This window comes from Pseudomonas sp. S150 (assembly GCF_004526365.1).
Taxonomy (GTDB): Bacteria; Pseudomonadota; Gammaproteobacteria; order Pseudomonadales; family Pseudomonadaceae; genus Aquipseudomonas; species Aquipseudomonas putida_A.
The window spans coordinates 2,995,181-3,007,738 of sequence record NZ_CP038207.1 but is presented as its reverse complement, the minus strand read 5'-3'; the positions used below and the strand labels follow the sequence as shown (position 1 = coordinate 3,007,738).

The 12,558-nt window shown below is 61.5% G+C and carries 12 protein-coding genes and 1 pseudogene; 7 read left to right on the top strand and 6 right to left on the bottom strand.

Annotated elements, in window-relative coordinates; all coding sequences use genetic code 11:
* The first annotated feature begins 66 nt into the window (after window positions 1–66).
* The 6 genes from tusD to E3Z29_RS13695 all read left to right on the top strand — a co-directional run bounded on the left by tusD (window position 67) and on the right by E3Z29_RS13695 (window position 3,533).
* Window positions 67–459: a sulfurtransferase complex subunit TusD gene (gene tusD / locus E3Z29_RS13720; protein WP_027614682.1), complete on the top strand. Its 393-nt coding sequence runs from the start codon at window positions 67–69 to the stop codon at window positions 457–459.
* A gap of 1 nt (window position 460) precedes the next feature.
* Window positions 461–817: a sulfurtransferase complex subunit TusC gene (gene tusC, locus E3Z29_RS13715; protein ID WP_027614681.1), complete on the top strand. Its 357-nt coding sequence runs from the start codon at window positions 461–463 to the stop codon at window positions 815–817.
* Window positions 817–1,110, top strand: coding sequence for a sulfurtransferase complex subunit TusB (gene tusB, locus E3Z29_RS13710; protein WP_134786013.1), 294 nt, complete (start codon window positions 817–819; stop codon window positions 1,108–1,110). Before tusC ends, tusB begins: the two co-directional genes overlap by 1 nt.
* Complete coding sequence (locus tag E3Z29_RS13705) at window positions 1,107–1,442, top strand: TusE/DsrC/DsvC family sulfur relay protein (RefSeq protein WP_134786012.1); 336 nt, start codon at window positions 1,107–1,109, stop codon at window positions 1,440–1,442. Before tusB ends, E3Z29_RS13705 begins: the two co-directional genes overlap by 4 nt.
* Complete coding sequence (locus E3Z29_RS13700) at window positions 1,439–2,440, top strand: glycosyl transferase family protein (RefSeq protein WP_134786011.1); 1,002 nt, start codon at window positions 1,439–1,441, stop codon at window positions 2,438–2,440. The genes E3Z29_RS13705 and E3Z29_RS13700 overlap by 4 nt, the downstream gene beginning before the upstream one ends.
* Window positions 2,441–2,531: 91 nt before the next feature.
* Window positions 2,532–3,533: a glutathione S-transferase family protein gene (locus E3Z29_RS13695; RefSeq protein ID WP_134786010.1), complete on the top strand. Its 1,002-nt coding sequence runs from the start codon at window positions 2,532–2,534 to the stop codon at window positions 3,531–3,533.
* A 117-nt stretch (window positions 3,534–3,650) separates the two neighbouring features.
* On the opposite strand, the gene cysG is transcribed toward E3Z29_RS13695, so the two are convergent.
* The 6 genes and pseudogenes from cysG to E3Z29_RS13660 all read right to left on the bottom strand — a co-directional run bounded on the left by cysG (window position 3,651) and on the right by E3Z29_RS13660 (window position 11,350).
* Complete coding sequence (gene cysG, locus E3Z29_RS13690) at window positions 3,651–5,045, bottom strand: siroheme synthase CysG (RefSeq protein ID WP_134786009.1); 1,395 nt, start codon at window positions 5,043–5,045, stop codon at window positions 3,651–3,653.
* A complete protein-coding gene (gene serS / locus E3Z29_RS13685; RefSeq protein ID WP_134786008.1) occupies window positions 5,046–6,326 on the bottom strand; it encodes a serine--tRNA ligase in 1,281 nt (426 codons plus the stop codon).
* A gap of 15 nt (window positions 6,327–6,341) precedes the next feature.
* Entirely contained in the window at window positions 6,342–6,716 is a 375-nt protein-coding gene (gene crcB, locus E3Z29_RS13680; protein ID WP_027614675.1) for a fluoride efflux transporter CrcB, read from the bottom strand.
* Window positions 6,716–8,038: a replication-associated recombination protein A gene (locus E3Z29_RS13675; protein ID WP_134786007.1), complete on the bottom strand. Its 1,323-nt coding sequence runs from the start codon at window positions 8,036–8,038 to the stop codon at window positions 6,716–6,718. The genes crcB and E3Z29_RS13675 overlap by 1 nt, the downstream gene beginning before the upstream one ends.
* A gap of 151 nt (window positions 8,039–8,189) precedes the next feature.
* Complete coding sequence (lolA, locus tag E3Z29_RS13665; protein WP_007966612.1) at window positions 8,190–8,810, bottom strand: outer membrane lipoprotein chaperone LolA; 621 nt, start codon at window positions 8,808–8,810, stop codon at window positions 8,190–8,192.
* A gap of 67 nt (window positions 8,811–8,877) precedes the next feature.
* Window positions 8,878–11,350: pseudogene (locus tag E3Z29_RS13660) on the bottom strand (DNA translocase FtsK).
* A 244-nt stretch (window positions 11,351–11,594) separates the two neighbouring features.
* Here E3Z29_RS13660 and trxB point away from each other — a divergent pair.
* Window positions 11,595–12,554 carry a thioredoxin-disulfide reductase gene (gene trxB / locus E3Z29_RS13655; protein ID WP_134786006.1) on the top strand — a complete coding sequence of 320 codons (960 nt, stop codon included), beginning with the start codon at window positions 11,595–11,597 and terminating at the stop codon, window positions 12,552–12,554.
* Window positions 12,555–12,558 lie beyond the last annotated feature (4 nt).

The following is a 12,558-nucleotide window of genomic DNA, read 5'->3' as shown; positions in this document are numbered from 1 at the left end:
CACTTGGTTTCGCGGCTGCCTTCATAAAGCTTTATCATGGCCGCAGTTTTGCTGATCGAGTCCGTCATGAAGTTCGCCATTGCGCTGTTTTCCGCCGCCCATGCGCCCTCCTCGCGCCGTGCCCTGCTGTTTGCGCAGGCTGCGCTGGCCGGCGGGCATGAGATTGTCCGGCTGTTTTTTTATCAGGACGGCGTGTACAACGCCTCCGACGCGGTGGTCACCCCGCAGGACGAACTGGACCTGCCCAAACAGTGGCGCGCGTTCATCAGCGAGCAGCAACTGGACGGCGTGGTGTGCATCGCCGCCGCCCTGCGCCGTGGCGTGCTGAATGACGAAGAAGCCAAACGCTACCAGCGTGATGCAGTCGCGGTCAGCGCGCCGTGGGAGTTGTCCGGCCTCGGCCAGTTGCACGACGCGGTGCAGGACGCCGATCGACTGATCTGTTTCGGAGGCGCGTGAAATGGCCAAATCCCTGTTGATCATCAGCCGCCAGTCGCCATGGTCCGGCCCCGGCGCCCGCGAAGCGCTGGACGTCGTTCTGGCCGGCGGCGCGTTCGATCTGCCGATCGGCCTGCTGTTTCTCGACGATGGCGTATTGCAACTGGCCGCCGGGCAGAACGCCAAGGCCCTGCAACAGAAAGACCTCAGCGCCAACCTGCAGGCGCTGCCGATGTTCGGCGTTGAAGAACTGTTCTACTGCACCGACAGCGCCAGCGCCCGTGGCCTGAGCACGCTGTCGCTGGACGAAGCGCAGCCGCTCGGCGCCAGCGAAATCACCGCCCTTATTGACCGTTACGACCAGGTGATCACCCTCTGATGTCGACTTTGCATGTGTTGTCTCATTCCCCGTTCGGCGATGATCGCCTGAGCAGTTGCCTGCGCGTGATCGGCGCTGCCGACGCCTTAGTGTTATCCGGCGACGCGGTCTACGCCCTGCAACCGGGCACTGCGCCATTCGCCACGCTGAACGAGCGCCGGGTCAAGCTATTCGCCCTCGCCGAAGACCTGCAGGCCCGCGCCATCGTTGCTCCCGACTGGGCCGAAGCCATCGATTACCCGGCCTTCGTCGAACTGTCGATCCACCACGACAAGGTCAACAGCTGGCTATGAACTCGATGACTGTCGGCGCCCGCGCCATCGAACTGGACAAGGACGGCTTTCTGGTCGACCTCGACGACTGGTCTCATGACGTTGCCAGCGCCCTCGCCGCTACTGAAGACATCGACCTGACCCCCGAACACTGGGAAGTCCTCGATCTGCTGCGCAGCTTCTATGCAGAATTCCAGCTGTCGCCGGCTACTCGCCCGCTGATCAAATACACCGCACTCAAACTCGGCCCGGACAAAGGCAACAGCCTGCACCTGAACCGACTGTTCAAAGGCACCCCTGCCAAACTCGCCGCGAAACTGGCGGGCCTGCCCAAACCGACGAATTGCTTATGACCGACTTTCCAGCGCTGACCCTCGAAACGCCCGCCGAACACCCGTTCGCACCATTCGTACGGATCCTCGGCAAGGGCAAACGTGGCGCCCGCGACCTGACCCGTGAAGAAGCCCGGGAAGCCATGGGCATGGTGCTCGACGACAAAGTCGAAGACACCCAGCTCGGCGCCTTTCTGATGCTGCTTCGGCACAAGGAAGAAAGCGCGGAGGAAATGGCCGGTTTCACCGAAGCCTTGCGCGAGCGCCTGTCAGCGCCAACGCTGAATGTCGATCTGGACTGGCCGACCTATGCCGGCAAGAAACGCCATCTGCCGTGGTACCTGCTGTCGGCCAAGTGCCTGGCGCAAAACGGCGTGCGGATTTTCATGCACGGCGGCGGCGCGCACACCGCCGGACGTCTGTACACCGAACAACTGCTTGGCGAGCTGAACATCCCGCTGTGCCGCACCTGGCAGCAAGTCGGCAGCGCGCTGGACCACGGCGGTCTGGCGTTCATGCCGCTGATCGACTGGGCGCCACAGTTGCAGAAGATGATCGACCTGCGCAACACCATGGGCCTGCGCTCGCCGATTCACTCGCTGGCACGCATCCTCAATCCACTGCGCGCCCGTTGTGGCCTGCAAAGTATTTTCCACCCGGGCTATCAAGCGGTGCATCGCGAGGCCAGCGGTCTGCTCGGCGACACGGCGATCGTGGTCAAGGGCGATGGCGGCGAAATCGAGATCAACCCGGATGCCGACAGCCATCTTTACGGCACCAGGGGCGGCGAGAGCTGGGACGAGGAATGGCCGCAGCTGTCGAGCCAGCGCCACGTCAAACCGGCCTCGCTGGACGTCGAACATCTCAAGGCTGTGTGGCGCGGCGAGGTGGTCGACAGCTATCCGCAAATGGCCCTGATTTCGACCATGGCCTTGGCCCTGCGCGGTCTCGGTCAAAGTCGCGAGCAGGCGTTCGAAACCGCCGAGCAATACTGGGCGGCGCGTAACAAATCGATTTAACCGATCATCGACGCCCGATCTTTGCGCTTTTTGTTCGAACTCATCGGAATAGACTCGGCTCCAACGCTTATTGGATTCAGGAGTCTTGATCATGGGTTTACTCGTCGACGGCCACTGGCAGGACAAGTGGTACGAAAGCAGCAAGGACGGCGCGTTCCAGCGCGAACAGGCGCAGCGCCGTCACTGGGTCACCACTGACGGCCAGGCAGGGTCGAGCGGTGAAGGCGGTTTCGCCGCCGAAGCCGGGCGCTATCACCTTTACGTTTCCCTCGCCTGCCCGTGGGCACACCGCACGCTGATCCTGCGCAAGCTCAAAGGTCTGGAAAGCCTGATCGACGTGTCCGTGGTCAGCTGGCTGATGCTGGAAAACGGCTGGACCTTCGACCAGACCCTTGGCTCGACCGGCGACAAGCTCGACCACTTCGACTTCATGCATCAGCGCTACACCGCCGACACCCCGGACTACACCGGCCGTGTCACTGTGCCGGTGCTGTGGGACAAAAAGCTCAAGCGCATTGTCAGCAATGAGTCGGCGGAAATCATCCGCATGTTCAACAGCGCGTTCGATGGCCTGACCGGTAACGAACTGGACTTCTACCCGGCACCGTTACGCGGCGAGATTGATGCACTGAACGAACGGATTTATCCGGCGGTGAACAACGGTGTGTATCGCGCCGGCTTTGCCACCTCGCAACAGGCTTATGAAGAGGCGTTCGATGAGGTGTTTGCCGAGCTGGATCACTTGGAACGGGTGCTGGGCGCCAATCGCTATCTGACGGGGGAATACCTGACCGAGGCCGATGTGCGACTGTTCACCACGCTGATTCGCTTCGATGCGGTGTACCACGGGCACTTCAAGTGCAATCTGCGGCGGATTGCCGATTACCCGAACCTGTCGAACTGGCTGCGAGAGCTGTATCAGTGGCCGGGGATTGGCGAGACGGTGGATTTTCAGCACATCAAAAACCACTACTACGGTAGCCACAAGACCATCAATCCGACGGGGATTGTGCCGAAGGGGCCGAAGCAGGATTTCACCATCGCTCATGATCGGGAGCGGCTGAGCGGGAAAGGAGTTTGGCGGCGGGGTTAATTGATTCGGTGTTTTTGAGGGCCTCTTCGCGAGCAAGCCCGCTCCCACATTGGATTTGTGCATGACACAGATCCAATGTGGGAGCGGGCTTGCTCGCGAATGAGGGCAACTCGGTTTTCAGACCTGCGCCTGAGCCCCTTCGAACCACGCCAGCTTCTCGCGCAGCTGCACCACTTCCCCCACGATCACCAGCGTCGGCGCATGCACTTCATGCTCCGCCACCAGACGCGGCAGGTCGGCCAGCGTGCCGGTGAAGACTCGCTGATTGACTGTGGTGCCCTGCTGGATCAACGCCGCCGGGGTATCCGCGCTGCGGCCGTGCTTGATCAACTGCTCGCAGATCACCGGCAAGCCCACCAGGCCCATGTAGAACACCAGCGTCTGCGCCGGGGCGACGAGGTCGGCCCACGGCAGATCGGTGGAGCCGTCCTTCAGGTGGCCGGTGACGAAGCGCACCGACTGCGCGTAATCGCGATGGGTCAGCGGAATCCCGGCATACGCCGCGCAACCGCTGGCCGCCGTGATCCCCGGCACCACCTGGAACGGAATCCCGTGGGCTGCCAGCTCTTCGATCTCTTCACCGCCGCGACCGAAGATGAACGGGTCGCCGCCCTTCAAGCGCACCACGCGTTTGCCGGCCTTGGCCAGATCCACCAGTTGCTGGTTGATCTGATCCTGTGGCACCGCATGATCAGAGCGACGCTTGCCGACATAGACGCGCTCGGCATCGCGACGGCACAGCTCAAGAATCGCCGGAGCGACCAAGCGGTCGTACAGCACTACGTCGGCTTGCTGCATCAGGCGCAAGGCGCGGAAGGTCAGCAGATCCGGATCACCCGGCCCTGCCCCCACCAGATACACCTCGCCGGTAGTAACAGTCGCTTCGCCATCAATCTTGGCCTGCAACAGCCGCTCGGCCTCAGTGCCCTGCCCGGCCAGTTGCCGGTCGGCAATCGGGCCCTGAAACACGTCTTCCCAGAAACCACGGCGCTGCTGCACATCCGGAAACAGGTTTTTCACCTGATTGCGGAAACGCGCGGCAAGACCGGCCAGTTGGCCGTAGGTCGAAGGAATCCAGGTTTCGATCTTGGCGCGAATCAGCCGCGCCAGCACTGGCGCATCGCCGCCGCTGGACACCGCGATGATCAGCGGCGAGCGATCGACGATCGCCGGGAAGATCACGCTGCACAGCTGCGGCGCATCGACCACGTTGACCGGCACGCAACGCCGATGGGCATCGCTGGAGACCTGCGCATTCAGCGTTTCGTCGTCGGTGGCGGCGATGATCAGCCCGCAACCGTCCAGATCCGCTTCCACGTAACCACGCAACAGACACTCGCCACCGCTGGCGGCAACCAGTTCGCGCAGTTGCGCTTCGATTTCAGGTGCGACCACCCGCAGCAGCGCACCGGCATCGGCCAGCAGGCGGGATTTGCGCAAGGCAATTTCCCCCCCACCGACCACCAACACACGACTGCCGCGCAGGTTGTGAAACAGCGGCAGATATTTCATTTAGCCGATGACCTCGAGGCCACCCATGTACGGCTTCAGTACGTCCGGCACGCGGATCGAACCGTCGGCCTGCTGGTAGTTTTCCAGCACCGCCACCAGCGTACGACCGACCGCCAGACCCGAACCGTTGAGAGTGTGTACCAGCTCAGGCTTGCCGGTTTCCGGGTTGCGGAAACGCGCCTGCATGCGGCGGGCCTGGAAGTCGCCGCAGTTGGAGCACGACGAAATTTCGCGGTACTTGTCCTGGCTCGGAATCCACACTTCGAGGTCGTAGGTTTTCACGGCACTGAAGCCCATGTCGCCGGTGCACAGCGCCAGGGTGCGGTAAGGCAGACCCAGCAGTTGCAGGACTTTTTCGGCGTTGGCGGTCAGGCCTTCCAGCGCTTCCATCGAAGTCGACGGCTCGACGATCTGGACCATTTCAACCTTGTCGAACTGGTGCTGACGGATCATGCCGCGGGTGTCGCGACCCGACGCACCGGCTTCGCTGCGGAAGCAAGGGGTGTGGGCGACGAACTTGATCGGCAGCAGTTTCGAGTCGACGATTTCACCGGCCACAATGTTGGTCAGCGACACTTCGGCGGTCGGGATCAGGTACAGATCGGCTTCGCCTTCGCGAGCGATCTTGAACAGGTCTTCTTCGAACTTCGGCAGCTGACCGGTGCCTTGCAGCGCCGGGGCCTGGACCAGATAAGGCGTGTAGGCCTCTTCGTAGCCGTGCTCGTTGACGTGCAGGTTGATCATGAACTGCGCCAGAGCGCGGTGCAGACGGGCGATCGGACCGCGCAGCAGAGCAAAACGGGCGCCGGACAGCTTGGCGGCGGTTTCAAAGTCCAGCCAGCCGAACTTCTCGCCCAGCGCGACATGGTCTTTCACTTCGAAATAGAAAGCAGTCGGCGTGCCCCAGCGGCGCACTTCAACGTTATCGTCTTCGTCTTTGCCGACCGGTACCGATTCGTGCGGCAGGTTGGGGATACCCAGCAGAATCGAGTCCAGCTCGGTCTGGATCGCGTCCAGCTCGACTTTACCGGCACTCAGCTCGCCCGCCATGCGCTCGACGTCCGCCATCAGCGGCGCGATGTCTTCGCCGCGCTGCTTGGCCTGACCGATGGATTTGGAACGCGCGTTACGCTCAGCCTGCAGTGCTTCGGTGCGGGTCTGGACGGTCTTGCGCTGTTCTTCCAGCGCTTCGATGCGCGCGGTATCCAGGGCAAAGCCACGGGAAGCCAGGCGGTCCGCTACGTCCTGAAGGTTGCTACGTAACAGTTTGGAATCGAGCATGTCGGTTTCTCGTTATCAAAGTTTGGTCAGGGACAGGCCGGCCCACGTCGCGAGCAGCCCGCCGAATACGCTGATCGCCGCGTAGCCCAGGGCCAGCGGCACTTGCCCGCTTTCCAGCAGGCGCACCGTATCCAGTGAAAAGGATGAAAAAGTCGTCAGCCCCCCGAGGAAGCCGACCATCAACCCGGCACGCACCTCGATCGGCACCTCCGGGCGTATCAAAAACAGGCCGTACAACACGCCAATCAGCAGACAGCCCACGATATTAACGGCCAGCGTCGCGGTATAGAAGTGCCGCGGCCAATTGGCGTTGACCCAATTGCCGGTGGCGAAGCGCAACAGGGTGCCGGCAATCCCGCCGACGGAGACCGCAACGATCAATGGAAGCACTATTTTCTCCGCTGTCTTGGGCTTAAACGGTCGAGTTGGGCGAGGTGGTTGAGCTTCTCGCCGATCTTCAATTCCAGGCCACGGGGCACCGGTTGATAGAACGGGATCGGCTCGAGCTCTTCCGGGAAATAATCTTCGCCGGCGGCATAGGCATCCGGTTCGTCGTGGGCGTAGCGGTATTCGTCGCCATAGCCCAATTGTTTCATCAGCTTGGTCGGTGCATTGCGCAAGTGCAGCGGCACTTCCAGCGAACCGTATTCGGCAGCGGCGCGCAGTGCAGTCTTGAAACCCATATACACCGCGTTGCTTTTTGGCGCGCAGGCCAGATAGGTGATGGCCTGAGCCACCGCCAATTCGCCTTCCGGGCTGCCGAGGCGCTCCTGCACCTCCCACGCCGCCAGGCACAAGCTCAGGGCGCGTGGGTCGGCGTTGCCAATGTCTTCGCTGGCCATGCGCACCACGCGCCGCGCCAGGTACAACGGATCGCAGCCGCCGTCGATCATCCGCGCGAACCAGTACAGCGCGCCGTCGGGGTTGGAGCCGCGTACCGATTTGTGCAGCGCGGAGATCTGGTCGTAGAACGCTTCGCCGCCCTTGTCGAAGCGCCGTCGGGTGTCGCCGAGCAGGCTTTGCAGCAGCTCGGTGCCCATCTCGCTGTTGTCTTCGGCCAGATCCGAGGCGTTCTCCAGCAGATTGAGCAGGCGCCGGCCATCGCCATCGGCGGCCGACAGCAGCATCTGGAAGCCTTCATCACTGAGGGTCAGGTTGCGCTTGCCCAGCCCGCGCTCTTCGGTGAGCGCGCGATGCACCAGTTTGCGCAGCGCCGTCTCATCGAGGCTTTTCAGCACATAGACGCGGGCCCGCGACAACAGCGCGTTGTTCAATTCAAACGAAGGATTTTCGGTGGTGGCACCGATGAAAATCAGCGTGCCGTCCTCAACATACGGCAGAAACGCATCCTGCTGCGATTTGTTGAAGCGGTGCACTTCATCGACGAACAGGATCGTGCGCTTGCCGTACTGGCCGGCCTGCTGTTTGGCGATTTCAACGGCCTGACGGATCTCCTTGACCCCGGCAAGCACCGCCGAGACCGTTTCGAAGTGCGCATCCGAGACTTCCGCGAGCAATCGCGCCAGGGTGGTCTTGCCCACGCCCGGCGGCCCCCAGAAGATCATCGAATGCAGGGCACCCTGCTCCAGCGCCTCACGCAGAGGCTTGCCGCGAGCGAGCACGTGCTCCTGACCAACATACTCATCCAGATTGGTCGCACGCAAACGCGCGGCCAGTGGCTGGGCAATCGGTGCACTGCGAAACATATCCATCACGTAGCGTTGAAACCTCTATCAGATCTTGAGACCGATCATTTACCCCTGTGGGAGCGGGCTTGCTCGCGAAAGCGGTGTATCAGTCACCTTAAATGTTGAATGACAGATCGCATTCGCGAGCAAGCCCGCTCCCACAGGGGGTTGGGGTTTATTCCTGGATAACGTCAGCACCCTTCGGGATGTCGAACTTGAACTTCGACGCCGACACCGCTTCGTTGGCCTTGACCCCGGTGAACAGGATGTTGGTGCGCTGACCAACGCTGTCGATCAGTTGCATGTCATTGACCAGGCCGTTGCGGAACGACAGGCGCAGGCTGTCGAACAGGGTGTCCTTGGTCTTCGGCTTGAGGGTGAAGTCGATCACGCCACCTGCCTCTTTCGCGCTGATCTCGAAGCTCTGGCTGATCTTCGACACGTCACCGGACAGCAGCAGCGCCGGGGTCTGGGTCAGACGCTCGTCGAGCTTCTTGATGGTTGCCTGCTCCAGATCCGGGTCCCACAGGGTGACTTTCTTGCCATCGGAGACCATGGTCTGCTCGTTTGGCGCTTCGGTGTGCCAGTAGAACAGACCCGGACGCTGCAGAACCATATCGCCGCGAGTTTCCTGCAACTGCGTGCCGCTGCCGTCGAGGGTCAGCTGCGAGAAGTTCGCGGTCAGGGTTTTCGATGTTTCCAGCAATTGGGTCAGACGCGCCACGTCCTTGTCGTCGGCGTGGGCCGTGAACGTGGTCAGCGCCAGTACTGGCAACAGCATGCGGATAAGACGCATGGGAGTCCTCTTGAATACTCGTTGGGAGAGCGGCGGCACATCATTGTCCCGCCCTTTGCTTTTGCAATCAGTCGCGAACCGGGCCCGGGGCCAGAACTTCACGCGAACCGTTGGTGTTCATTGAGGTGACGACCCCGGCCATTTCCATGGCTTCGATCATGCGCGCAGCGCGGTTGTAACCAATCTTCAGCTTGCGCTGTACCGCGGAAATCGACGCCCGGCGGCTTTCCAGGACGAACTGTACGGCTTCGTCATACAGCGCGTCGGCTTCCGGATCATCACCGTCACCGCCACCCGCTGCTGCCTTCGAAACCGCTGCCCGCCTCTTCGACACCGTTGAGGATGTCATCGTTGTATTCCGGTGCGCCACGCAGTTTCCAGGCTTCGACCACGCGGTGCACTTCATCGTCGGAAACGAACGCGCCGTGCACCCGGATCGGCAGGCTGGTGCCCGGTGGCATGTAGAGCATGTCACCGTGACCGAGCAGTTGTTCGGCGCCACCCTGGTCGATGATGGTCCGCGAGTCGATCTTGCTCGACACCTGGAACGCCATACGCGTCGGAATGTTGGCCTTGATCAGACCGGTGATCACGTCCACCGAAGGTCGCTGGGTCGCGAGGATCAGGTGAATACCGGCGGCACGCGCTTTCTGTGCGATACGCGCAATCAGTTCTTCAACCTTCTTGCCGACGATCATCATCATGTCGGCGAATTCGTCGACCACCACGACGATGGTCGGCAGCTTCTGCAGCAGCGGCGCTTCGTCGTGAATGCTTTCGCGCTTGTACAACGGATCGCTCAACGGCTCGCCGGCATCCTGCGCTTCCTTGACCTTGGCGTTGAAGCCGGACAGGTTACGCACGCCCATCTTCGCCATCAGCTTGTAGCGACGTTCCATCTCGGCAACGCTCCAGCGCAGGGCGTTGGCAGCGTCTTTCATGTCGGTCACTACCGGACACAGCAGGTGCGGAATGCCTTCGTAGATCGACAGCTCGAGCATTTTCGGGTCGATCATGATCAGTTTGGCGTCGTCCGGCCCGGATTTGAACAGGATCGACAGGATCATCGCGTTCACGCCCACCGACTTACCGGAGCCAGTGGTACCGGCGACCAGCAGGTGCGGCATCTTCGCCAGGTCGGTGATGACCGGTTTGCCGCCGATGTCGTGGCCCAGGGCCAGGGTGACCGGCGACTTGAAGTTGTCGTACTCGGGGGTCGACAGCACTTCGGAGAAACGCACGATCTGCCGGTCTTCGTTGGGGATCTCGATACCGACCGTGGTCTTGCCCGGAATCACCTCGACCACCCGCACACTGGTCACGGCCAGCGAACGTGCAAGGTCTTTCGCCAGGTTGGCGATGCGGCTGACTTTGACGCCGGCTGCAGGCTGGATTTCGTAACGGGTAATCACCGGGCCCGGGTGGATCGAGTCCACGGTGACTTCGACGCCGAATTCCTTGAGCTTGATCTCCAGCAAGTGGCCGACTGCTGCCAGGGATTCCGGCGAATAGTTGAGTTGTTTCTTTTCCGCAGGATCGAGGATCGAGATCGGCGGCAAGGTGCCTTCCACGGCGCTGTCGACGAACAACGGCACCTGTTTCTCTTTCTGCACACGCTTGCTTGGCTCGGGCGCCTTGACCGGAGCCGGGGCGATAACCGGCGGCACCTGCTTCTCGCGATCGGACATGTGCTTGCTCAGGGCCTGTTCGCGCTCGATGAGGCGCTCCTTGACCTTGGCCTGTTCACGCTTGTCGGTAACGGTCGGCGCCACCACGTCGTGGACGCGATCATCGACTTCACGCAGCTGCGCAACCAGTTGCTTACGCTCGGTACGCGCCGACCACCAGCGGTTGATCGCGCCCTGGAACAGTTCGAACAGGTCGAGGGTGATCTTGCCGGTGACGTCCATCACCTTGAACCACGACAGGTCAGTGAATACGGTCAGGCCGAACAGGAACAGTGCAATGAACAGCAGCGTGCTGCCCTGGATATTCAGCGCGTTACGCGCCAGATCACCGAGACTTTCGCCCAGCGCCCCGCCGGCGCCCGCCGGCAGGCCGGTGGCCGCATGAAAATGGATATGCGCCAGCGCGGCGCCCGACAGCACCAGAAACACCAGACCAATCAGGCGCCAGGAGAACAGCCAGCCGCTCCACTGCCACGGCTCGTGGCGTTGACGGAAGATCTGATACGCCTTGACCGCCAGCAGCAGCGGGAAGATGTACGCGAAGTAACCCAGCACCATGAACAGGATGTCGGCGCTGTAAGAACCGGCGGGGCCGCCGAAATTCTGCACATCGTCGATCTTGCTGTTGTGGCTCCAGCCCGGATCGTCCTTGCCGTAGGTCAGCAAGGCCATCATCAGGAACAGGCACAAGGCTCCGATGGCGATCAATGCACCTTCCTTGAGCCGGTAGTGCAATTGCTGGCGCCAGAGCGGAACGACTGTTTTTGGTGCTGCGGTGGATTTCTTCAAAACGCTTCTTTTCCTGCGCCCGGGGCGCGTCCATCTATTGAATGTCGATAAAAAACTGCCCAATCCAGGCAGGTAAAAAAGTGAACCGGCGCATCTGAGACTACTTTTAACACTGTGCCGCAGCTTTTATAAACACAGCCATAAACACAGCGCTCTACAAATATTCTGTAACAGCCCGGCATTGTACGGGTTTGTGCGGCTGATGCCATGCTTCAACCCATAGCTGAGCATAGCCAAGCGCACAAATACTGCGTTTCAATTTGAGCATGCATTGTCTTTTGTGACAAAGGCTTATGAGGTGTATTTGATGAACGCAGCGAAGCATTCACGCCTGATCATTCTCGGCTCCGGCCCTGCCGGTTACAGCGCCGCCGTGTACGCCGCCCGTGCCAACCTCAAACCGGTGGTGATTACCGGACTGCAGGCCGGTGGTCAGCTCACCACCACCGTCGAAGTCGACAACTGGCCTGGCGACGTCGAAGGCCTGACCGGTCCGGTGCTGATGGAGCGCATGCAAAAACACGCCGAGCGCTTTGCCACAGAGATCGTTTACGACCACATCCACACCGCCAAGTTGCAGCAGCGCCCGTTCGAACTCATCGGCGACAGCGGCACTTACACCTGCGACGCGCTGATTATCGCCACCGGCGCCTCGGCGCAGTATCTGGGTCTACCTTCGGAAGAAGCCTTCGCCGGCAAAGGGGTTTCGGCGTGCGCGACCTGTGACGGCTTCTTCTATCGCAATCAGGTGGTCGCCGTGGTGGGCGGCGGCAATACCGCTGTCGAGGAGGCGCTGTACCTGTCGAACATCGCCAAAGAGGTGCATTTGATCCATCGCCGCGACAAATTGCGCTCGGAGAAAATCCTTCAGGACAAACTGTTCGAAAAAGCCGCCAACGGCAACGTTCGCCTGCACTGGAACCAGAATCTGGACGAAGTGCTGGGCGATGCCAGCGGCGTGACCGGTGCGCGCCTGCGTGACAGCCATACCGGGCAGACCCGCGAACTGCCACTGGCTGGCGTGTTCATCGCCATCGGCCACAAACCCAACACCGACCTGTTTCAGGGTCAGTTGCCAATGCGCGACGGCTACCTGCTGGTCAAGGGCGGCAGCGACGGCGACGCCACCTCCACGGAGATCCCCGGCGTCTTCGCTGCCGGCGATGTGGCCGACCACGTCTACCGCCAGGCCGTGACCTCGGCCGGCGCCGGCTGCATGGCGGCACTGGACGCGGAGAAGTATCTGGACGACATTCCTGTCATTTAACGGC